A 21,232-nucleotide genomic window follows, 5' to 3' on the forward strand; every position below is an offset into this window, starting at 1 on the left:
GAGGGGAGAATGCGGTCATGACGGGGCGAGCGCGGCGCGAGCACGGTCAGGACGGACCCGTTCCCGAGGGCGCGCGGAGCGACGCGCCGGGCCCGGCGGCCGCCAACGAGTTCTCGGGCGTGGTGCGCGGGCCGGTGATCCAGGCGCGGGACGTCAACGGTCCCGTCACCTTCCGGTTGCCCGCCGAGGTGCCGTCGGCGGTGAACGGGCTGCGAGCGCCGACGGCGGAGTTCGTGGGCCGGAGCGAGACGCTGGCCGAACTGCTGGGGCTGATCGATCCGAAGGCGTCGGGCGCGCGGGTCGCGCGGGTGTCGGCGGTGGCGGGGCTGGGCGGTGTCGGCAAGACCGAACTGGCGGTGCAGGCCGCGCACGCGGCGTTGGCGCGGGGATGGTTCGCGGGCGGGGTGCTGGCGATCGACCTGCACGGTTACGAGCCCGAGCGGCGTCTTGAAGCGGGGACGGCGCTGGCCCGGTTGTTGCGCCGGTTGCAGGTGCCGGAGGAGGTCATCCCGGCCGAGGCGGAGGAGCGCGGGGAGCTGTACCGGGCGGTGCTGCACGCCTACGCGGCGACGGGGCGCCCGGTGCTGGTGGTGGTCGACAACGTCTCCCCGGCCACGCCCCCGGACGCTCTGCTGCCCGGGGTGGGGCCGGTGATCGTGACCTCCCGGCACACCCTGGAGCGCCTGGGCGGGCGGCTGCTGGACCTGGACGTCCTGCCGTCGAAGCGGGCGATGGAACTGCTGGCCCGGTTGCTGGAACTCAAGCTCGGTGCCCCCGACCCGCGTCTCATCTCCCAGGCCGAGGACGCGGAACGCCTGATCGGGTGGTGCGCGGGCCTGCCGCTGGCGGTCCAGATCGTGGCGGCGCTGCTGGCGGCCCGGCCCCGCAAGCCCCTCGCGCAGACGGTGGCCCGTCTGGAGGCCGGGCACTCCCCCGCCGGTGAGGTGAACGCGGTGTTCGCGCTGTCGTACGGGGCCCTGGACGAGGCGCAGCAACGAGTCTTCCGGTTGATGGCGCTCAACCCGGGCCCGCAGGTCTCCACCGAAGCCGTCGCCGCGCTGACCGGGCTGGACGAGGAGCAGGCCGAGGAGACCTTGGAGGCGCTGGCTTCCGCCCACCTGGTGCAGGAGGCCGAACGGTACGGGTGGTGGCGGATGCACGACCTGGTCACCGCCTACGCCACCACCCTCGTCACCGGTGATGACGACGCCGGACAGGCGCTGGAGAGGTTGTTGCGGCACTACGCCGACACCGTCGACGCCACGGTCGCCCATGTGAGCGTGCGGGCGACCGCTCCGGCCGGAGGCCGGTTCGCCACCCGCGCCGACGCGCTGGAGTGGCTGGACGCCGAGTTCCCCAACCTGGCCGCCGCCGCCCGGACCGCCGCCGCCCCGCACCCCGAGACCGCCATCACCCTGGCGCTGGACCTGGCGCACTACCTGAGCCGGCGACGCCGCTTCTCCGACTGGCTCGCCCTGTCCGCCCTGGCCCGCGACACCGCCCGCCGCACCGGTGCCCACCACCGCGAGAGCAGGGCGCTGAACAACCTGGGCATCGCGCTGCGCCAGCTCCGGCGCTTCGAGGAGGCGATCACCGCCCACCGGGAGGCCGTCAGGCTGGAGCGTGAATCCGGTGACCGGAACGGCGAGGGCGCGGCGCTGAACAATCTGGCGACCGCGTTGTTGCATGTGCGGCGCTCCGACGAGGCCGTCACCGTCCAGCGGCAGGCCACCGGCATCTACCGCGAGATCGGCGACCGGCAACGCGAGGGCCGGGCGCTGAACAATCTGGGGGTCGCGCTGCGCCGGGCGCGGCGGCTGGAAGAGGCGATCACCGCCCACGAGCAGGCCGCCGCCATCTGCCGTGAGATCGGCGACCGGCATGGCGAGGCCCAAACGCTGAACGGCCGCGGGCTCGCGCTGGCGGAGACGCGGCGGTTCGAGGAGGCCGTCACCGCCCACCGCCAGGCCGCCGTCTTCTTCCGCGAAGTCGACGACCGGCACGGTGAGGGCCAGGCGGTGGGCAATCTGGGGCTCGCCCTGGCGGAGACACCGCGCCTTGAGGAAGCCGTCGCCGCCCACCGAGAGGCCGCCGCCATCTTCCACGAGGTCGGCGACCGGCACAGCGAAGGGCTGGCGCTGATCGGACTGGGCCGGACGCTCCGGCGGACCGGCCAGGACCAGCAGGCCGCCGCAGCCTTCACCGAAGCCGCCACCGCCCTCCAGGAGGTCGGCGACGAACTCGCGCACCGAGAGGCCGTGGAAGCCCTGCAAACGGTCGTGGACGAGTAGAGACCGCGCCCGTCGGACGACCGGAGGATGGGACCCGGCAGCAGAACTTCCCCATCCTGCCGCCGGGCTGATCAACTCATGCCCCGAACGGCCCCCGCATAACCCGGACGGCGCGCCGCCGGGCGAGCCGCCGCCTCTCCGGCGTCCTGGCAGGTCAACGCCGGGATCCCGCACCTGTCCATCCCTTGCCGAACCTTGGCGTGCGGAGTCGATCACTGATCATCCCGCCGGGTAGGTCCTGCTGCGGTCCTCCTACGGCCGGCGGCAGAGATCACCAGGGGAGCACATGACGGAGGATGACAAGCAGCGGCAGCTCGATGCCCACCGCGTCGATTCCGACGGGACCCGCTACACCACCGACCAGGGCGTACGCGTCGACGACACCGACAACTCCCTGAGCATCGGCGAGCGGGGCCCGACGATCCTGGAGGACTTCCACTTCCGGGAAAAGACGATGCGCTTCGACCACGAGCGCATCCCCGAACGCGTCGTGCACGCGCGCGGCGCGGGGGCGTACGGGCAGTTCCGGGTCTATGACGACTCGCTGGCCGAGTACACCGTCGCCGACTTCCTGACCGACCCTTCCCAGGTGACGCCGGTCTTCGTGCGGTTCTCGACCGTCGCCGGGTCGCGCGGTTCGGCCGACACCGTGCGCGACGTGCGCGGCTTCGCGACGAAGTTCTACACCCGCCAGGGCAACTACGACCTGGTCGGCAACAACATGCCGGTGTTCTTCATCCAGGACGCGATCAAGTTCGCCGACTTCGTGCACGCGGTGAAGCCCGAGCCGCACAACGAGATCCCGCAGGCGCAGTCGGCGCACGACACGTTGTGGGACTTCGTCCAGCTCCAGCCCGAGACCATGCACATGATCATGTGGCTGATGTCGGACCGGGCGATCCCGCGCAGCTACCGCATGATGCAGGGTTTCGGCGTGCACACCTTCCGGCTCGTCAACGCCCAGGGCAAGGGCACGTTCGTGAAGTTCCACTGGCGGCCGAAGCTGGGCACGCACTCGCTGGTGTGGGACGAGGTGCTGCGCGTCCAGGGCAACGACCCCGACTTCAACCGCCGCGACCTCTGGGAGAACATCGAGACCGGCAGCTACCCCGAGTTCGAGCTGAGCGTGCAACTCGTCCCCGAAGAGGACGAGCACAAGTTCGACTTCGACCTGCTGGACGCCACCAAGATCATTCCGGAGGAGGAGGTCCCGCTGCGGCCGGTCGGCTCGATGGTGCTGAACCGCAATCCGGAGAACTTCTTCGCCGAGACCGAGCAGATCGCCTTCTGCACCGCCAACGTGGTGCCCGGCATCGACTTCACCAACGACCCGCTGCTCCAGGGCCGCAACTTCTCCTACCTCGACACCCAGCTGATCCGCCTGGGCGGCCCCAACTTCCCGCAGATCCCGATCAACCGGCCGGTCGCGCCGGTGCACAACGACCAGCGCGACGGCTACCACCAGCACATGATCCACCAGAGCCGCACCAGCTACTCCAAGAACTCCATCAGCGGCGGCTGCCCGATGACCGGGGTCGGGAGCGGCGACATGGAGGGGGTCTTCAAGCACTACACCGAGCGGGTGGACGGCAACAAGATCCGCAAGCGCAGCCCCAGCTTCGAGGACCACTACAGCCAGGCCACGCTGTTCTGGAACAGCATGGCCGACTGGGAGAAGCGGCACATCGTCAGCGCCTTCCTGTTCGAGCTGGGCCACGTGGAGCGCCGCTCCATCAAGGAGAAGGTCGTCGAGCACCTGACGCACGTCGACCAGGACCTGGCCGCCCAGGTCGCCGCCGGGCTCGGCATGCCCGCGCCGAGCGGCGGCACGCCCAACCACGGCAAGTCCTCGCCCGCCCTCAGCCAGGCCGACCAGCCGCACGACTCGATCGCCACCCGCAAGATCGCGATCCTGGTGGCCGACGCCAGCGACGCCGGTGAGGTCGAGGCCGTCCGCCAGGCCCTCACCGACCGCGGCGCGATCTGCGAGATCGTCGCCCCGCACGAGGGCGAGGCCGGCTCGCTGACGGTGGACCGGCAGGTCAGCGCGGCCTCCTCGGTCCTGTACGACGCGGTGCTGCTGGCCGCCGGGCAGGACCTGGCCGAGACCGGCGACGCGGTGCACTTCGTCCGCGAGGCGTTCAAGCACGGCAAGGCCATCGGCGTGCTCGCCGACGCCCGGCCGCTGCTGGAGGCGGCGAACCTGCCGAGCGACCTGGGCGTGATCGGCCCGGACTCCGCCTCCGCGCTGGCCGACCAGTTCGCCCAGGCGATCGCCGGGCACCGCTTCTACGACCGCGACGTCGCCGCCTTCTCGGCCTGATCCACCCGGCCACCGGAATCCCGCCCGATGCGATCGGGCGGGATTCCGCCGTTCCCGGACCGGCGCTCAGCAGCCCAGGAGGCGGGCGACGTTGGGAGTGACCTTGTCGCACGGCCGCCCCTCCTCCGCGCCCTCGTTGTTGTAGACCAGCCGCCAGGCGTCATCGGCGCGTTGGAGCAGGTAGATGTTCCTGGACGCGACGCTGTCGCCGAACCGGACGGCCGCGTACCCGCCGCCGCACTCGATCTGGTGCACCCGGAACCCGGTGGCGGCGGGCGGCGGCCGGTAGAGGCCGAGGCGCTGGAACTCGGCGGCGGTCAGGCAGGCCACCGGACGGGCCGTCGCGACGGCGACGGTGACCGGACCGCTGAACTTCCGGCGCATCGCGTCGACCCCGCCCAGCAGCCCGCCGGCGGCCTTGCCGATGGCCTGGAAGACGGCGAGCTTCTTCGCGAAGGTGTCGTTCCAGGCATTCCGGTCCAGGGCGACCCGGTACCCCAGCCCCTCGGCGATCTTCTCGCCGCAGACGCTGGTCGCGGCGTCGAGCAGGCCGGTGACGCGGGTCGCGATGGCGCCGTCGGAGGCGGCGTCCCCGAGACCGCGCAGGCAGTCGACCACCGACGCGGTGTCGAGCAGGCGCGAGATCTCACCGGTGTCCCCGCCGAGGAGGCCGACCAGTAGTCCCAGGACCACGACCAGTTCCTCGGCGTGGAAGGCTCCGTCGTCCGGACGCAGCTGGAGCAGGGCGGTCGGGTTCTCCGCTTCGAGCCGGGCGAGCAGGACGCCCTGCCGGGACAGGTGCGCTTTGACGCCCTTGGCGGCGAGGACGGTCTCCAGCACCCTGACGGTCAGGTCGGCGTCGAGGTTCTCGTTCCGGGCCTCGAAGGTGACGCCCGGCGTCGCCTTCACCGCCCAGTAGGTAAAGGCGTTGTTCGTCACCTCCAGGCTGACCGACCCGGCCACGGCCTTGAGGCACGGATGCACGGCGCTGTCCCTGCCCCGCTGCCAGTTGCCCTGGCTTGCCGGAGGAAAGCCGACCTTGCCCGCCGCCGTGGAGAGTTCGCGCGCGCAGCCGTTCGGCGGGTCCTTGTCGATCCCCTGTGGAAGAGCGTTCGTCCTGGTCCAGGCGAGGACGTCCCCTGCGCGCTTCGTGGTCTCCTCATAAACGTTCCGGAGCCACGCGTCAGCCTCGGGGGAAAGGAAGACGAAGGGCGAGAGGTGGGTGAGATTCGCTTTGAGGAAGGCGCCCTCCCGCCGGGACGGCACACGTTCGTACGGGAGCCTGAAGGGCGCCTTGCCCGGAGTGAACAACATCGCGGTGGCGGGATTCCTGAGCGCCAAGGGGCCGAGATCCGCCTCCAGGAGAAGGGTCTTACCGGGCCGCAACCGGCCCCGCCCGCCGTCCAACTCGATGGTGATCTCGATGGCGGAGGGGGCCATTTCGCTGAGCGGTGGACGCAATGCCGCCGGGCGCGGCCCCGTCATGGTGAGCCGGTGTTCGCCGTCCACCGCCCCCGGCGGAAAAGTGATCTTTATCGGGCCGGACCGGAAGTGGCCACCCTTCTCCGTGACGGTGAAGGAGCCGCGGTCGGGCCCGTCCTTTGGCAACCAGAGCGCCACGCCCACGGCGACGACGACCGCGACGGCGGCGGAAAGGAAGACCAGCGCTTTCGCGCGACTTCGTCCAGCGAGGATCGACGCCATCCGCACCTGCCTTGACCCGCCACGGACCGAACCGGAGACGGCACAACCGTAATGCCGCATTCCGCAATGCACAGCTTCTTTGGAAAAGCGACCCGGACACCGTCACCGAGAAGCTCCCGCCGTTACCCGATCGCAACTCCACCCGGTGAACCACCGTGGAAATCCGGGCGTCTTCTCGCACGAGCGGCACTTCACCTAAAGATCATTTCTCTTCGTTCCGAAGGCCAGGTGGGAATGCTCGGCACAGATCATGAGTATGACGCCTTCATCTCCTACAGCCACACCGAGATCGACACCGCCGCGGCGTTGCAGCGGTCCATGCAGCGGCTCGCGCGGCCCTGGTGGAAGAGCCGCGCGATGCGGGTCTTCCGCGACGAGAGCGATCTCGCGGCCGCGCCCGCCCTCTGGCCGACGATCGAGCGGGCGCTCGAAGCCTCGCAGTGGCTGGTGCTGATGGCCTCTCCGCGGGCCGCCGCCTCGGGGTGGGTGGCCCGCGAAGTGGCCTGGTGGCTGGAGCACCGGCCCGAGGCGCGCGAACGCCTGCTCATCGTGCTGACCTCCGGCGAGATCCACTGGGGTGACGGGGACTTCGACCGGGACACGACCAACGCGCTCCCGAAGGAACTGTTCGGCGTCTATCCCCAGCCTCCCACCTGGGTCGATCTGCGCAATCTCATGCCGGAGGGGCCGCGGGAACCGGGGGACGCCGCCCTGGCCGACGTCGTCTCGAACGGCAGGCTGCCCGACCTGATGGTCGCCGCGGTCGCGGCGCCCATCCGCGGCCTCTCCAAGAGCGAGATGGTCGGCGAGCACCTCCGGCAGCGGCGCACGACGCGCCGCGTGGTGACCACGACCGTGGCCGTCCTGACCGTGTTGACGGTCCTGGCCGGTGTGACGGCCTGGCTCGCCGTCGACCAGAGCCACGAGGCCGGGGAGCGCGCCCGCATCGCCGAGGCCCGCCAGCTCGCCGCCGTCTCCACGACCCTGCTCGACGACCGGCTCGATCTCGCCCAGCCGATGGCGGTGGCCGCCTACCGGCGCGACCGCAACGCCGAGACCCGCGCCGCGCTGTTGCGGTCGGTGCTGGCGAGCCCGCATCTCGTGCGGTATCTGGACGCGGGCGATCAGGTGTCGGCGCTGGCCGGCTCCGCCGACGGGCGGGTGATCGTCGCCGGGACCCGTGGCGGCGACGTCCTGCGCTGGGACGTCGGGACGGATCCCGGGACCGGATCGAGGGTGGGCAAAACGAAGCTGGCCAAGCTGCCCGACCAGGTCGCCGATGTCGGGATCAGCGCCGACGGCAGGGTCATCGCGGCGGCGGGCAGGACGGCAGCGGTGTTGTGGACCGCGGGCCGGGGCGACGCCCCGCTCGCCGTCCCCGCCGGATGGCTCCCGAAACTGATCACCGTGTCGCCCGGCGGCGCCCGCGTCGCCATGACCACCGAACGAGCGGACGCCGAGTACGACGAGGCCCCGACGCTGAACCTCCTCGACCGGGCCACGGGCGCGTGGCACCGGAGCCGGACCGTGCGCTGGCCCTCGCGCCTCAGCATGCCGGACGAGAAGGAGGTCGTCGTCTTCGACGGCACCGCCGGGAACTGGACGCGCCACGCGGTGCCCGCCTGGAAGATGCGCGACCCGGTCGGCCCCGGCTTCGGCACCTACGACTTCTCCAGCGCCCTGTCCCAGGGCGGGCGGTACTTCACCTACAGCAACGGGAACACGGAGTTCCAGATCTGGCGCACCGATGCCACCTCCGCCAGCTACGACCATCCGCCGCTGTGGGGGAAGGCGGGCGTCGACTACCCGAGCGCGATGGCGGTCGCCCCGGACGGGAAGCGCCTCGCCGTCGCCGGTCCCGGCGGGATCCACGTCTCGACGAGCGCGGCCCGGCGCGGCCAGAACGGCAAGGTGACCGTGCTCACCGGCAACGAGTCGGTCAACACCGACACGCTGAGCTTCTTCGGCCAGGGCGACGACAGGCTCCTGTCCGCCTCCGGGCAGATGGTCACGCTGTGGGACCTGAGGCAGACCTCGCGGATCGGCTCGACGCACCGGCTCGAAATCCCGCTCGGCTGCCGGGCCTGTAGCGCTCCCCGCATCGCGGTGCGGCCCGACGGGCGGGCGGTGGCCGTCCTCGACGGCAACGGCGAGACCGTCGCCGTCAAGGACCTCTCCTCGTCCACGCCTCCCACGGTGCTGCGGAAGGAGCTGCTGGACGGCGTCTACGGTCCTCCCCTGTGGAGCGCGCGTGGCGACCGGCTGTTCCTGCCCACCCCGAGGGACGGCGGCGGCGAGGTCCGCGGCGGCGGGACCGCCGCCACGACGCTCGCGACATGGCCGTCCAGACCAGAGCTCGGCGAGACCGCCGAGGACGATCCCGTCGTCATGACCGGATGGGCCGGACGGGACGGGCACCTCCTCGAATTCCGCTCCTCGGGCCGCGTCGTCACCCGTGATGCCGCGACGGGAGAGGTCGTGAACGACCGGACCGGGCCTCCGCAGCTGGAGGACACCACAACGATCCATGTGGGAGAGATGGACTTCGATCCCACCCGCCAGCAGGCGATCATCGCGGCCAACGGCTCGAACAGCACCGACAGGACCTACGCGCTCCTGCTCAGCACTCGCGACGGCCGCGCCGAGCGCATCCCGGGCGATGACGAGGTCGGCCTGGTCGGGTTCGCCGGGAGCCGGGTCCTCGTGCAACGTACGAACGGATCGCTGGAGGTGCGCTCCCCGAACGGCCGGGACCTCGTCCGGACCATCCCGGGTGACGGCCGCTACCCGGCCCTCACCACCGACAACGCGAATCTACTGGTCCGGCTCCGGTCGGACGGCAAGGCGGTCGTCTCCGACCTCGGTTCGAGCGCGGCGGTCGGTGTCGTCCCCGTCCAGGAGCCTCCCATCTCGGGCTCCATCGCCCTGCGGTTCTCTCCCGACGGATCGACGTTGTTCGTCGCGATCCCGTCGGACGGCCCGTCCGACCAGGGAGCGTTGCAGCAGTGGTCCTTCGACGAGAAGAAGTGGCTGCGCGTCGCCTGCGACGCCGCCGGGCACGACCTCACCGACGACCAGTGGCGGCGCTACACCGGGATCGGCGCGCCGGCGGGTTCCAGGTGCGGCTGACGGACGGCGGCTCAGCAGGCGGGCAACTCGGTCACAGGCCAGCCCCGCTCGCGGCAGGAGCGCGCCAGATGCCCCGTCACCTCGCCGCCGGGCAGGTCGCGGCTCTGGACGACGACGGCCTCGACCCGCTCGCCCGCCTCCCCCGCCACCGCGACGATCAGATCGTTCACGGCACGATGGCCGATCCCGCCGTCATCGGTACCGGGCACGAAGGACAACGTCACCGAAGGGTCGGCGACGATCCGGTCGTAGCGGCCCGTCCACTCCGCGCCCAGGTCGGCGACCGACACCTCCCGGAACCGGGCCGCATCGCCCAGCAGGACCACGTGCGCCGGTACCTCGCGGCGTCCGGCCTCCTCCAGGAGCAGCAGATCCGTCCCGGCGGCGGCCGAGCCGACCACCAGCCGTGGCCGATGGTGGTCGAGGAACCGCCCCAGAGCGCGGGCGGTGCGCCCGGGATCGGCCAGGGTCCGCCGTCCCGCGTAAACGATGATCACGTTGCCCATGGTGGCAGCGGCGGCCTGACCGGCAGCGGCCAAGGCCGCCGGCGCGGGCGGGCCCGGAACAAGGATGTCGACCGTCGGGGTCGCGCGCGAAGAGCCGGAGGCGGCGGATGTCAGGGGAACGGTTCGCACCACGGGTGTCACGCAGAGCGATCCTGCGGCTGCTGTTCGGCTTGGCCGCGCCGACCGCGCTGTTGCTGGGCGTCGTCGGATTCGAGGAGTACCTGCAACGGCGGCCCGACCTGGGCCGGAGCGCCGCCGACGTCCTGTACTACTCCCTGCAGCTCTACGTGCTGGACCCGACTCCCCTGGACGGCAAGGGCCCCTACCCGGTCGCCCTGGAGATCGCCCGGTTCCTCGCCCCGGCCGTCACCGTCTACGCCATCGTCGACGCCGTCTGGACGCTCTGCGCCGAGCGGTTGCGGCGCTTCCGGCTGAGCCGGGCGCGCGGGCACTGCCTGGTCAGCGGGGACGGTCCGGCCCCGCGCGTCCTGGCGGAGCGGTTGGCCGCGGCGGGCGAACGGGTGATCACCATCGGCCCGGCGGGCGAGGGCGCGCCGCTGCACCGCCGCCATCTCAGCGGCGACGCCACCGACGGCGACCTGCTCCTGGCCGCCGGGCTGCGCGGCGCCAAGGCGCTGTACGCGTTCGGCTCCGAGAGCGCCGCCAACGCGCGCGTCGCCCTGACCGCCCAGCGGCTCCTGCCCGGCCGCAAGGCCCGGCCGTTCCGCACCTACATGTACGTGAACGATCCCGACCTGTGCCAGGTGCTGCGCGCCCGCCGTCTCGGGCTGGGCGGCTCCGGCGGCTTCCGACTCGACTTCTTCAACCCGGCGCAGATCGCGGCGCGCGTGCTCCTGGAGACCCATCCCCTGAACCCCGGTGACCGGAGCTTCCTGGTCCTCGGGCTCAACGGCTTCGGCCGGGAGACGGTGGTGGAGCTGGCCCGGCAGCACCGGCTGCTGGAGCCCGCGCCCGGCACGCCCGACGGCGCGCGCCGCCCGGTCCTGACGGCCGTGGACCGCGACGCCCGGCGCATCCTGGACGGGCTGGTCCGCCGCTACCCGATCCTCCGGTCGTGGGAGACCGTCGCGATAGACCTCGCGCCCGAGGACTTCCGGCTCGACGAGGCGGTCGGCGACGCCCCGCCGGACCGCACGATCCTGTGCCACCGGGACCCCGACCTGGCCCTGCACACCGCGCTGGCCTCGGTGCGGCTCTGGCGCGGCGCGCCCGGCTCGATCGTGGTGGCGGTCGACCAGGACACCACCTACGGGCGGGCCTTCGCCGCCCGGGACGGCGGGGCCCTGCTGGACGGCCTCGCCGGGCGGCTGGTGGTGCACGGCGTGCTGGACGCCGCCTGCGACCCGGCGCGGATCGGCGACGACCTGATCGAGCAGCTCGCCCGCGCCATCCACGACCACTACGTCGTCAACCAGACCCGGCGCGGCCGCACCCGGTGGGACAACCCGGCGCTGGTGCCCTGGGCGCGGCTGCCGGAGGACCTGCGCACCGCCAACCGCGAGCAGGCCCTGGGCATCAGCGGCAAGCTCGCGGCCGTGGGCGCGACGCTCGCCCCGCACGTCGGCGAGGGCCCGCCGTTCTGCTTCGAGGACGAGGAGGTCGAGCTGCTGGCGCGCGTCGAGCACGTCCGCTGGGTCGAGGAACGCGGGCGGGCGGGCTGGAGCTTCGGTCCCCACCGCGACGACGAGCGCCGGTTGCACCCGCAGATGAAGGACTGGGCGGCGCTGGACGAGGAGAACCGCGAGAAGGACAGGGACGCGGTGCGCGCGCTGCCGCGCATCCTCGCCGACGCCGGTTTCCAGATCGTGCGCCTGCCGCGGACCGCCCCGGACACCGGCGGGACCGCGTGAACGCGCCCCGGCGGCCGGACGGGGAGCCGTCGGCGGTCGCGCCGCGCCCCACCGCTCCGCCGGACGGCGTGCGGTTCGACGCCTTCCTGTCCTACGCCCGGCAGGACGAGGCGGTGTGCGAGGAGCTGCACCGGGCCCTGGCGCGCTTCGTCAAGCCCTGGTACCGGACGCGCGCCCTGCGGATCTTCCGGGACCGCGCCGTCCTGCCCGCGGGTCCCGGGCTGCGCTCCTCCCTGCACGACCACCTGCGCCGCAGCCGGGCCCTGATCGTGCTGGCCTCCCCCGCCGCCGCCCGGTCGCGGTGGGTGGAGGAGGAGATCGCCTTCTGGCGGCGGGAGCGCGGCCGGGCGCCAGTGTTCGTCGTGGTGGTGGCCGGGCGCATCGGCTGGGACGACGCCCTCGGCGACTTCGCCCGGGACCGGACCGACTGCCTGCCCGAGGCCGCCCATGGCCTGTTCGCCGAGGAGCCGCTCTGGGGCGACCTGCGCGGCATCGCCCCAGAGCGGCTGCGGGCCGAGCCGCGCTTCGTCCAGGCGGTCGCCGACATCGCCGCGCCCCTGCACGGGCGGCCCAAGGACGAGATGTTCGGCGAGGAGGTGCGCCAGCGGCGGCGGTTCCGCCGGGTGGTCACCGCGACCGTGGCGGCGCTCACCGTGCTGGCCGTCGCAGCCGTCGCCGCCGCCGTCGTGGCGGTGCGCCAGCGCGACACCGCCGAACGGCGGGCGGCCATAGCCGAGTCGCGGGAGATGGCCGCGCACGCTGCCGACCTGTTCGCCACCGATCCGCACGGCGGTGCCGCGCTCGCCGCCAGGGCGGTGCGCAGGCACGCCACCTCGGAGGCGGTGGAGGCGCTGCGGCAGGGGCTGGGCCTCGACCATGTGCGCGCGGTGCTGCGCGGCGACGGGGCGATCGGCGACGTCGCCCTGTCCCCGGACGGCCGCCAGATGGCCTACGGCGACAGCCGCGGCCAGGTGTACCTGTGGGACGTCCCCGGCCGGACCGCCCGCAGGCTCGCCACCCGTCCCGCCACGGTCATCACCCTGGCCTTCGACGCCGCCGGGCGGCGGCTGGCCGTCGGTGACGGCGATGGCGGGGCGGCTCTGGTCGATCTGCGGACGGGGGCGGCCACCGAGCTGCGCGGGCACGACCGCAGGCCGGTGCGGATCGTCGAGTTCGCCCCCGGCGGCGACCGGGTGCTGACGACCGGCGACGACGAGACGGGCCGCCTGTGGGATGCCGCCACCGGACGGCAGTTGTCCCGGTTCGCCGACACCGCCTCTTTCATGGACGCGCCCCACTTCAGCGCGCGCGGCGGCCTGGTGCTGGCACGGGAGCCGGAGCGGGTCGTCGTCCGTGACGCCGCCACCGGCGACCAGGTGTCGGCGCTGGAGCATCCGAGCGTGTCGGTCGCCACCTTCAGCCCGGACGGGCGCACTGTGGTGACGGGCGGCTTCGACACCAAGGCGATGTTGTGGGAGGCGCGCACCGGCCACCGCAAAGCCGAGCTCAGCGGGCACGGGGACCCAGTGCGCGGCGTGGCGTTCAGCTCCTCCGGCGCACTGGTCGCGACAGCCGCCGACAGTCCCCGGATGGACACCGACTTCACCGCGCGGGTCTGGAACGCAGGCGACGGCCGCGCGGTGGCGACGCTGCGCGGGCATACCGCCGCCGTGCGCCGCGTGTTGTTCCTCAACGACCGCGAGGTCGCCACCGCCTCCTATGACGGGACCGCCCGGTTGTGGGACGGCCGCAGCGGCGCCCAGCACACCGTCCTGGCTGGGCACACCCGCAACATCTGGGACGCCGCCGCCGACCGGGACGGCCGCCTGCTGGCCACGGCGAGCGAGGACGGCACCGTCCGGCTCTGGGCCGCCGACGCCGACCGCCCGCGGTTCACGGCCGAACTGCCGGGCGGGGCCGAGGACGCCGGGTTCCTGCCGGACGGCCGACTGTTGGTGGTCGGCCCGCAGGAGGCGCGGGTCATCGGGGCGGACGACGGGCGGACGCTGGCGACGCGGCGGCTGGCTCCGGCGCCCGGCGGCGTCCGCCTGGAGCCCCACCTGCGCGTCTCGCCCGACCGGCGGCGCGTCGGCGTCGACGCCAACGGGCTGGTGACCACCTTCGACACCGCGACCGGCCGCTGGACCGCCGACCTGCCTTCCGAGACCGGCTTCTACAGCTACAACGCCGTGGACCGGAAGGTGACCAGGGCGGTGACGTTCCCTGCCGGTCGGGAACCGCCGCAGGTGCGGGAACTCCCCGGCGGGCGGGTGACGGCGCGGTTGGCGCAGGCCGTCCCCCACCTGGTGAGCGCCGTCGTGTTCAGCCCGGACGGCCGGTACGTCGCCGTGGGGCAGATCGACGGCCAGACGCTGGTGTTCGACGCGGGCGACGGCCGCCTGCGGTGGCGGCTGCCGCCCGCCAAGGACCGAGTCTTCACGATGGCCTTCAACGCCGACTCCACCGCGCTGGTGACCGGAGGAGGGCAGGATCTGGAACGCAACTCCCAGGACAGCTCCGCCCGGGTGTACGACCTGCGGACCGGACGGCTGCGGGCCACCCTCACCGGCCACATCGAGGCGATCCGGTCGGCGGCGTTCAGCCCCGACGGCCGCCTGGTCGCCACGGCCGCCCAGGACGACACCGCTCGGCTGTGGGACGCGCGCAGCGGCCGCCAGATCCATCTGCTGCGCGGGCACGCGGGGCAGGTGTGGACGGCGGAGTTCGGTCCGGACGGCGCGTTCCTGCTCACCTCCGGCAGCGACCGCACCGCCCGGATCTGGCGCGTCGCCACCGGCCAGCCCGCCGGAGTCCTGCGCGGACACGGGCACGAGGTGCGCTCGGCCCACTTCGCCCCCGGCGGCCGGCAGGTCGTGACCACCAGCCTGGACCGCGGTGCCCGCGTCTTCGACTGCCCGCTGCTGGGCGACGCGGACACCTTGTTGAAGGTGGCCCGTGGACGGGGGCTGACCTGACGACTCCCCCGAGCCCGCCTGTCATCTGGCGGGAGGCCCGAAGTCCTTGGTGAGGATCTCGTCCAGGCAACGTTCGACGATCGCGGCGATCGTCGGGGACGGGTTGACCGCCGCCACGCCGCCCACGCCCGACCAGATGATCTCCACCCGGTGGGGTTCCTCCCGGCCCCCGCCGCCTGATCGACGGGTCGGCCGCACCGCACCGTCTGGCCGGACGGTGTGATGATCTTTATGCTGGGTGCATGGACTTCGGACTGGCCCCCCACACCATCGTCACGGTCACCGTCGTCGCGCTCGCGGCGATCGCCGGGACCATCGTCGCGATGCGGCAGGAGCAGGACCTGTACCGCGACCAGCGCCGCGTGTCGACCGAGGTCGGCGGGATGGAGCTGCCTGAGATCCGGCGGTTGCTGAGCCAGGGGATGTTGTCGCCGACGCGGGAGTTCTGGCAGGTCATGGAGGAGGGACTGGTGGCCTTCCGTCCCCGCGACCGCGACGAGGAGGTCCAGCGCCAGCGGCTGCTCCAGCAGGTCCGCCTGCACCTGCTCTGACGGGGTTGGCCGCCCCGCCGAGGGGCGGTCCGCCGCCCGTCGCCTAGCCTGGAAGGATCATGTCCAATGACACGATCACTCCCGAGCGGCTGACCGGTGCCTGGACCCTGCACCGGGTCCTCCTGAGGCGAGGCGGCAAGGGCCGTCCCATGCCCGCGTCCGCCTGGAAGGGCTTGCTGTTCTACAGCGCCGACCGGCATTTCTCCGTGACGTTGAGCGTCAGCCTGGGACCGCTGCGCAAGACGATCGCCTATGCGGGGACCTTCGCCGTCGACGCCACCCGACCCGGCAGCCCGGCGCAGATGCTGCACCAGCCTGCGATGGCAACCCTGCCGCTGCGGCCCGGCCGGACCCAACGGCGCGCCGCTCGGCTCCAGCAGGACCCCGACGTCCTCACGTTGACCGCCGCCTGGCGCGGCTGGTCTATGGACCTGGTCTGGACGCGTCCGGACTGAGCCGGTTCGGGACGTTCCTCGAATGCCTTCCCGCGCGCGGAGCTTCGGCGGGCGTCCAGGCCATACCGGCGGCGGCCCCGGTCAGGGCCAGCAGCAGGCCGATCCCGAATCCGGCCAGGTTGGCCGCCAGCAGCGCGGCCAGCGCGGCGGCGATGGTGAACACCGCCGTGCAGGCACGCTGGGCGGGCACCAGCCAGAACAGCGCGCCCAGCCCGATGAGCACGATCCCGAGCACCAGCCCGGCCTGCCCGGCGAACCCCGGATGCACCACCAGCCCGACACCGGCGACGGGCGTCAGCAGGATCTCGGCCCCGGCGAGCATGGTCAGCAGCCCGGCGCCGAACGGACGCCGGTGCCGCCACGCGGCGACAGAGGCCATCGTCACTGCTCCCCCGCCCGTCGGGACGAGCCGAAGCATTCGCGCTCGCCGCGGCCGATCGCCAGCCGGAACCCCTGCACGCGGATCGAACTGGACAGCAGCGACCACGAGTCCACCTTGACGTCGTCAACGGTGAAGTTCAGCGCCTGCAACCCGAACTGGCCCGGATTGCCCACCGCGCCCGGCACGGCGTCCAGGGTCGCCGCGTCCCGGTTGAGTTGCAGGGAGGAGAAGTCCAGATCGGCGTCCAGGCGGGTGGCCGACACCAGCAGGTTCTTCACCGTCGCCGTCTGGCCGGGCGCCGAATCCAGCCGCAACACGTACCGGCCCAGCGGGGTCCGCACCACCGCCGACTGGCAGAACCCCCTGATCCGCGCCGACCTGATCGCCAGCACCGTGACCGGGTGCCTGCGGCCGTCGGCGGTCGTGACCACCGACGGGTAGGTCGCGTACCCGCGGCCCTCGATCCGCTGTGCCGACACCTTCATCTGGCGGCCCGACACGGCGAACGACGCCGCCAGGCTCCCCTGCCCGACCGCCACACCCAGGACCCCCGCCACCAGCAGCGATCCCACCAGCGTCACCCCGAACCGGCCCCACCGGATGCGCGCCCGTCCCACCTGGCCACCCCGGTGCCGCCCCCGGCACGCCCCACCCCTCAAGATCACGACACATCATTACACGCAGTCACAATGAGGTGGTGGACATGACGCTCCGTGCCGTGCACCGGCCGACGTGAGTCATTCGCCTCTGCGCATCAGCAGGCGGCCGTGGCGGAGGGGCCGTTCTCCCTCCAGGGGTTCGCGCAACATCCGGCCGATCTCGCGGAACCCGGCTTCACCGGCCAGTTTCGCAAGGTCGTCGATCGGCCAACAGTAGGCCGTCGTCACCTTGTGGTCGAACGCCGTGACCGGAGCGTCCCCCGCCTCGAAGAAGCCGAGGAGCAGGTGTCCGCCGGGCGCGACGACCCGCCGGAACTCGGCGAAGTACGCGGGCACCTCCTGCGGCGGGGCGTGGATGATCGAGTACCAGGACACGACACCGCCCAGCGTGCCGTCGGGCAGGTCCAGCGCGTCCATGGACCCGACCTCGAACCGCAGGTCCGGGTAGGCCCGGCGGGCGAGGTCGATCATCACCGGCGACAGGTCGACGCCGAAGACCTCCAGCCCAAGGTCCCGCAGGTGTGCGGTGATCCGCCCGGGTCCGCACCCCAGCTCGGCGACGGGCCCGGCGTCGGCGGTCCGGGCGAACTCGGCGAACGCGGCGAACAGCGCGCGGTCCAGCGGAACGGCGTCGAGCTCGTCGCGGAAGAGTTCGGCGTAGAGGACGGCCACGGCATCGTAGGCGTCCGCCGTCACATCGAGGTACGAGGAAGATCCAGTCACGGCCCAGGACCCTAGGCCCTCCCCCGCCGCACCGGCACCGGACCCGCGAAACCCGGAGCTTGACGGCGGGGTTGGTGGTGCGTAGCCACGTGCGGTGGGAGACCGCCGCTCCTTTGACCAAAGATCGGCGATCATTAACCTTGAGCAAATGTCCGAAAGGGCAAGGTAGCAGTAGCGGGTCGGCGGCCACCGGCAAGCAGCGAGCTGAGCGGTTCGGATTACGGAAGGCCAGCCCGGACAGGGCCAGGGGAGCGCGAGTGAGTCACCTCGCGCTCCCCTGGTCGTTTCAGGGGCCCTCAGCGGACGAGCGAGCGGGCCGTGGGCGCCAGCCGGAGTACCTGAGGGGATGCCGTCTGCTCCCGCTCGATGCCCGGCAGGACCTCTTCCCGTGCGTGGGCCTGCACCTCGGCGAGGTGACGGTGGTGGGCCTCCTCGTCCGGTACCCGCTGCTCGACGGCTACCGCACCAGCCTCACCGGCATGAGCGAGGGCGAGGCGCGGGCGCTGTTCTTCGCCGGGCTGCCCGAGCCCGCCGCCGACCTGGGGCTCGCGGCGGAGGTGACGGCGGCACGCCTGAAGCTGCTGGCCGCGCTGCCTGCGGGGCCGCGCGAGGAGGCGGCGCGGATCGCGGCGGTGTTCCATCTGGACGCTCCGGCCTGGTACCGCGAGCCCGAGGAGACGCCGCACCTGCCCCTGCTCGTCGACGCGGTGCTCACCCGGCGCGCGGTCGACGTGCGTTACCGGCGCTGGCGCGCGCCGCAGGAGGTCGACCGCCGCCTTCGCCCCTACGGCCTCGTGCTCAAATCCGGCGTCTGGTACCTCATGGCCGCCTCCCAGAGCCGGATCGCCACCTACCGGGTCGCCCAGGTCCTCGACGCGACGGTGAGCGACGAGCGGTTCGACCGGAGGACTTCGACCTGGCCGCGCACTGGGCCTCCTACCTCGCCGATTTCGAGGCGCGCCGCTACACCGGCACCGCCACCGTCCGCCTGTCCCCGCACGGCCTCCGCCGCCTGCCCGACAACGTCCCCCCGGAGGTGGCGCGGGCGGTCGACGCCACCGCGACCGCCGCCGGCGACGACGGATGGGTCGAGGCGGTCATCCCGACCGAGAGCACCGCGCACTCCTGCGGCGAGCTGCTACGGCTCGGCGTCGACGTCGAGGTCGTCGCGCCTCCCGAACTGCGCCGGGCCATGGCCGACAACGTGCGCGTGCTCGCTCGGGCCTACGGACTTTTCTGACGCCCGGCCGCACTTCCCCGGGAACATGCGAAGGCGCCCCGAACACTGGAGTGGTTCGGGGCGCCGAACAGGAGCCGGTCGCTGCGTGTCGACGAGCTGACTAGAAGCTCATCCGACTACCGGGCTACGGGCCGTACTCAGTCGCAGTTGGCCAGCAGCACCAGGTTGAGCAGCCCGCCGTTGCAGGACGGGCCGTCGTAGTCGTAGTGGTTGTGGTGCCCCGGCCACGGGTCCTGCGAGGCGCTGGCGGGCGCGCTGTTGGTGGCGGCCGACGCCGAGCCGGCGGCCAGGCCCACCGTGCCGAGCGCACTCAGGGCCAGGACGGGCACCAGGACGAGCTTGCGTTTCATCTTCGCTCCTTCGAGTTGAGACCAACCGGTTCATACCCAAAGTGAGCAGTTAATTACTCTCCGCGAGCAAAGGTGTGGTAACGGGTGCATGCCGTATTTTGCCGATGATCTTCCTGGGCGGCCGGTTCATCCCCCGGCGGCCCGGGGTCGGCTGCGGTGCCACGACCAGCGCATGTACGCCGTCAATCCCCATGCCTGGAGCGTCGAGGGGAGGCGGCGGGCTGCTCTCACGAGTTGCGGGGGGTTGCACATCCCGTGCAGCCTGCCACGTTCCAGAGATCGATATGGCGAGAGTCCGTCCTTCACCTCAAGAAGGGCCGGTTCGCGCCGCAGGCGAGGACGTCGTTTCCGCGGCGGCCGGGGTCAGGCGGTCGCCCAGCGCCGGGTGAACAGCGTCTCAGGAGGCGGGTCTCCGGGGAGCGGCTCGCCGTCGGCGCGGAGGCCGTCGAGCACGACCGCGACGATGCGGCGGCGGGCCGCCGCGGCGGCCGGGAGCTGGTCGGTGCGGCCCTGCTTGCGGAGCTGTTCGAACATCGGGGCGGCGGCGAACTGCTCCAGCAGCGCCCAGATGTCGGTCGGTGCGACGTCGGCGCGCAGGATCCCGGCGGCCGACGCGCGGTCCACGAGGCCGGAGAGCAGCTCGTCGGCCCGGCGACTCTTCTCCCACATGGCGGGGGTGACCTCGACGGTCCCGGCGATCGGCGCGAGCGAGCCTCCCCCCGGGTCCAGGGACGCGGTGACGAACCCCGTCAGCGCCTCCCAGGGATCGTCGAGCGCCGCCGCCTCCTCCAGGACGCGCAGCGACTGGTCGAGCGAGAGGTCGGCGAGGCGCTGGAAGAGCTCTTCCTTGGTCCGGTAGCGGCGGTACAGGCTGCCGATCCCGACCCCGGCGCGGGCGGCGATCGCGGCGACGGAGGCGTGCGCGCCGTCCTCGGAGAGGACCTCGCGGGCGGCCTGCAACAGGGCCCGGTCATTACGTTCGGCCTCGGCCTGGCGCGGGGCGGGCCGCCGTCCTGGAGCGTTCACGGGGTCAGCCTATCCCGTTGCGGAGTGATTCGCTCCGTTATAGCCTCAGGTCTAAACGGAGTTTTTCGCTCCGATTCAACGGCCGCAGGTCCGCTCCCCGAACGCAACACGACAGGAGACGTCATGACCGACACCAGGACCGTCCTGGTCACCGGAGCCACGGGCAACCAGGGCGGCGCCACCGCCCGAGCACTCCTCCAGCGCGGCTGGGCGGTGCGGGCCCTGGTCCGCGCCCCCGGCGGTCCCGCCGCGCAAGACCTTCGGAAGCTCGGCGCCGAACTCGTCCAGGGCGACCTGGAGGACCCCGCGTCCCTGCGCCGGGCGGCGGCCGGGGTCCACGGCGTGTTCAGCGTCCAGCCCTTGGCGTACGAGCCCGAGACGCTCGCCGCCGAGGTCCGCCAGGGCAAGGCGGTCGCGGACGCCGCCGCCGAGGCCGGTGTTCAGCACCTGGTCTACAGCTCGGTCGGCGGCGCGGAGCGCGGGACCGGCATCGACCACTTCGAGAGCAAGGCCGAGATCGAGGCCCACATCCGGACCCTCGCGCTACCCACCACGATCCTGCGCCCGGTGTTCTTCATGAACAACCTGCTGCACTACGCCGATGCCACCGGCGAGCGGGTTATGGAGCTGCCGGTGCTGCCCGACCGGCCCATGCAGCTGATCGCCTCCGACGACATCGGCCGGATCGCGGCCACCGCCTTCGACGAACCGGCCGGGTTCCTCGGCACCGAGCTGGAGATCGCAGGAGACGAGCTGTCCTTCGCCCGCGTCGCGGAGATCTACCAGCGGGTCAGCGGGGTCCCCACCCGCCTCGTCCCGCTGCCGATCGAGGAGCGCATGTTCGAGTGGTTCGCCGAGGACGGCTACCGGGCCGACGTGTCCGCGCTCCGCAAGCGGTTCCCGGAACTGCTGACCTTCGAGGAGTTCCTGACGCGACGGCTCGCCGCCGGGTAGCCCGCACGGCGTCGCACCGCTGAGAGCCGCGGGCGGTATCCCCGCTCGATGCCGCCCGACTGCGCACGACGCCGGTGGCGCGAGGTGGAGCCG

Annotated in this window: 18 protein-coding genes and 1 pseudogene; 10 read left to right on the top strand and 9 right to left on the bottom strand. The window is 72.6% G+C overall.

All coding sequences use genetic code 11. The annotated features are described in order from the left end of the window. Positions 1 to 17: 17 nt before the first annotated feature. Complete coding sequence (locus AH6_RS46620) at positions 18 to 2,291, top strand: tetratricopeptide repeat protein (protein ID WP_067479974.1); 2,274 nt, start codon at positions 18 to 20, stop codon at positions 2,289 to 2,291. Positions 2,292 to 2,577: 286 nt separating this feature from the next. Next, positions 2,578 to 4,614, top strand: a complete 2,037-nt coding sequence (locus AH6_RS15520; RefSeq protein ID WP_067479976.1) for a catalase — start codon at positions 2,578 to 2,580, stop codon at positions 4,612 to 4,614. 66 nt (positions 4,615 to 4,680) lie between these two features. Here the strand turns inward: AH6_RS15520 and AH6_RS15525 are convergent, their stop codons facing one another. Further along, the gene (locus AH6_RS15525) at positions 4,681 to 6,054 is read right to left on the bottom strand and encodes a hypothetical protein (protein WP_067479978.1); all 1,374 of its coding nucleotides are present in this window, start codon (positions 6,052 to 6,054) and stop codon (positions 4,681 to 4,683) included. Between the two features lie 498 nt (positions 6,055 to 6,552). Here AH6_RS15525 and AH6_RS15530 point away from each other — a divergent pair, with 498 nt between their 5' ends. Beyond that, positions 6,553 to 9,447, top strand: a complete 2,895-nt coding sequence (locus AH6_RS15530; RefSeq protein ID WP_067479979.1) for a TIR domain-containing protein — start codon at positions 6,553 to 6,555, stop codon at positions 9,445 to 9,447. 11 nt (positions 9,448 to 9,458) lie between these two features. Here AH6_RS15530 and AH6_RS15535 read toward each other — a convergent pair whose 3' ends face one another. Continuing rightward, on the bottom strand, positions 9,459 to 9,944 hold the full coding sequence (locus tag AH6_RS15535) for a hypothetical protein (RefSeq protein ID WP_157431497.1): 486 nt from the start codon (positions 9,942 to 9,944) through the stop codon (positions 9,459 to 9,461). A gap of 143 nt (positions 9,945 to 10,087) precedes the next feature. On the opposite strand from AH6_RS15535, the gene AH6_RS15540 reads away from it, so the two are divergent. Both AH6_RS15540 and AH6_RS15545 read left to right on the top strand, forming a co-directional pair. Further along, entirely contained in the window at positions 10,088 to 11,824 is a 1,737-nt protein-coding gene (locus AH6_RS15540; protein ID WP_067479983.1) for a RyR domain-containing protein, read from the top strand. Continuing rightward, positions 11,821 to 14,799 (top strand): TIR domain-containing protein, encoded by a 2,979-nt coding sequence (locus tag AH6_RS15545; protein ID WP_067479985.1) that lies wholly within the window; start codon positions 11,821 to 11,823, stop codon positions 14,797 to 14,799. The genes AH6_RS15540 and AH6_RS15545 overlap by 4 nt, the downstream gene beginning before the upstream one ends. A gap of 21 nt (positions 14,800 to 14,820) precedes the next feature. Here AH6_RS15545 and AH6_RS46625 read toward each other — a convergent pair whose 3' ends face one another. Beyond that, a complete protein-coding gene (locus tag AH6_RS46625) occupies positions 14,821 to 14,946 on the bottom strand; it encodes a hypothetical protein (protein ID WP_281180241.1) in 126 nt (41 codons plus the stop codon). Positions 14,947 to 15,041: 95 nt separating this feature from the next. On the opposite strand from AH6_RS46625, the gene AH6_RS15550 reads away from it, so the two are divergent. Together AH6_RS15550 and AH6_RS15555 are read left to right on the top strand one after the other, a co-directional pair. Then, positions 15,042 to 15,350, top strand: a complete 309-nt coding sequence (locus AH6_RS15550; RefSeq protein WP_067479987.1) for a hypothetical protein — start codon at positions 15,042 to 15,044, stop codon at positions 15,348 to 15,350. A gap of 59 nt (positions 15,351 to 15,409) precedes the next feature. Further along, complete coding sequence (locus AH6_RS15555) at positions 15,410 to 15,805, top strand: lipocalin-like domain-containing protein (RefSeq protein WP_067479989.1); 396 nt, start codon at positions 15,410 to 15,412, stop codon at positions 15,803 to 15,805. On the opposite strand, the gene AH6_RS15560 is transcribed toward AH6_RS15555, so the two are convergent. The 4 genes from AH6_RS15560 to AH6_RS45910 all read right to left on the bottom strand — a co-directional run bounded on the left by AH6_RS15560 (position 15,774) and on the right by AH6_RS45910 (position 18,210). Then, positions 15,774 to 16,184 (bottom strand): DUF6114 domain-containing protein, encoded by a 411-nt coding sequence (locus tag AH6_RS15560; protein ID WP_083982893.1) that lies wholly within the window; start codon positions 16,182 to 16,184, stop codon positions 15,774 to 15,776. The genes AH6_RS15555 and AH6_RS15560 overlap by 32 nt on opposite strands. Positions 16,185 to 16,186: 2 nt before the next feature. Continuing rightward, positions 16,187 to 16,804 (bottom strand): DUF6230 family protein, encoded by a 618-nt coding sequence (locus tag AH6_RS15565; RefSeq protein WP_067479993.1) that lies wholly within the window; start codon positions 16,802 to 16,804, stop codon positions 16,187 to 16,189. A 120-nt stretch (positions 16,805 to 16,924) separates the two neighbouring features. After that, a complete protein-coding gene (locus AH6_RS15570; RefSeq protein WP_067479994.1) occupies positions 16,925 to 17,569 on the bottom strand; it encodes a class I SAM-dependent methyltransferase in 645 nt (214 codons plus the stop codon). A 296-nt stretch (positions 17,570 to 17,865) separates the two neighbouring features. Next, positions 17,866 to 18,210, bottom strand: a complete 345-nt coding sequence (locus tag AH6_RS45910) for a hypothetical protein (RefSeq protein ID WP_245679338.1) — start codon at positions 18,208 to 18,210, stop codon at positions 17,866 to 17,868. On the opposite strand from AH6_RS45910, the pseudogene AH6_RS47200 reads away from it, so the two are divergent. Then, a pseudogene (locus AH6_RS47200) lies at positions 18,202 to 18,441 on the top strand (WYL domain-containing protein); the annotation flags it as partial. The gene AH6_RS45910 and the pseudogene AH6_RS47200 sit on opposite strands and share 9 nt — an antisense overlap. Before the next feature lie 44 nt (positions 18,442 to 18,485). Next, the gene (locus tag AH6_RS47205; RefSeq protein ID WP_444978622.1) at positions 18,486 to 18,809 is read left to right on the top strand and encodes a WYL domain-containing protein; all 324 of its coding nucleotides are present in this window, start codon (positions 18,486 to 18,488) and stop codon (positions 18,807 to 18,809) included. A gap of 137 nt (positions 18,810 to 18,946) precedes the next feature. On the opposite strand, the gene AH6_RS15580 is transcribed toward AH6_RS47205, so the two are convergent. After that, positions 18,947 to 19,159, bottom strand: a complete 213-nt coding sequence (locus tag AH6_RS15580) for a hypothetical protein (RefSeq protein ID WP_067479996.1) — start codon at positions 19,157 to 19,159, stop codon at positions 18,947 to 18,949. Positions 19,160 to 19,522: 363 nt separating this feature from the next. Continuing rightward, complete coding sequence (locus AH6_RS15585; protein WP_067479998.1) at positions 19,523 to 20,185, bottom strand: TetR/AcrR family transcriptional regulator; 663 nt, start codon at positions 20,183 to 20,185, stop codon at positions 19,523 to 19,525. A gap of 123 nt (positions 20,186 to 20,308) precedes the next feature. Here AH6_RS15585 and AH6_RS15590 point away from each other — a divergent pair, with 123 nt between their 5' ends. Next, positions 20,309 to 21,139 (top strand): NmrA/HSCARG family protein, encoded by an 831-nt coding sequence (locus tag AH6_RS15590; RefSeq protein WP_067480000.1) that lies wholly within the window; start codon positions 20,309 to 20,311, stop codon positions 21,137 to 21,139. The last annotated feature ends 93 nt before the right edge of the window (positions 21,140 to 21,232 follow it).

Source organism: Actinomadura hibisca NBRC 15177 (assembly GCF_001552635.1).
In the GTDB taxonomy this organism is placed as follows: Bacteria; Actinomycetota; Actinomycetes; order Streptosporangiales; family Streptosporangiaceae; genus Spirillospora; species Spirillospora hibisca.

Bases quoted from the DNA above. Each gene is read 5' to 3' on its own strand.
- AH6_RS46620 (WP_067479974.1), top strand. From the start codon at position 18: ATGACGGGGCGAGCGCGGCGCGAGCACGGTCAGGACGGACCCGTTCCC.
- AH6_RS15520 (WP_067479976.1), top strand. From the start codon at position 2,578: ATGACGGAGGATGACAAGCAGCGGCAGCTCGATGCCCACCGCGTCGAT.
- AH6_RS15525 (WP_067479978.1), bottom strand. From the start codon at position 6,054: ATGGCCCCCTCCGCCATCGAGATCACCATCGAGTTGGACGGCGGGCGG.
- AH6_RS15530 (WP_067479979.1), top strand. From the start codon at position 6,553: ATGCTCGGCACAGATCATGAGTATGACGCCTTCATCTCCTACAGCCAC.
- AH6_RS15550 (WP_067479987.1), top strand. From the start codon at position 15,042: ATGGACTTCGGACTGGCCCCCCACACCATCGTCACGGTCACCGTCGTC.
- AH6_RS15555 (WP_067479989.1), top strand. From the start codon at position 15,410: ATGTCCAATGACACGATCACTCCCGAGCGGCTGACCGGTGCCTGGACC.
- AH6_RS15560 (WP_083982893.1), bottom strand. From the start codon at position 16,184: ATGGCCTCTGTCGCCGCGTGGCGGCACCGGCGTCCGTTCGGCGCCGGG.
- AH6_RS45910 (WP_245679338.1), bottom strand. From the start codon at position 18,210: ATGGAACACCGCCGCGATCCGCGCCGCCTCCTCGCGCGGCCCCGCAGG.
- AH6_RS15580 (WP_067479996.1), bottom strand. From the start codon at position 19,159: ATGAAACGCAAGCTCGTCCTGGTGCCCGTCCTGGCCCTGAGTGCGCTC.
- AH6_RS15590 (WP_067480000.1), top strand. From the start codon at position 20,309: ATGACCGACACCAGGACCGTCCTGGTCACCGGAGCCACGGGCAACCAG.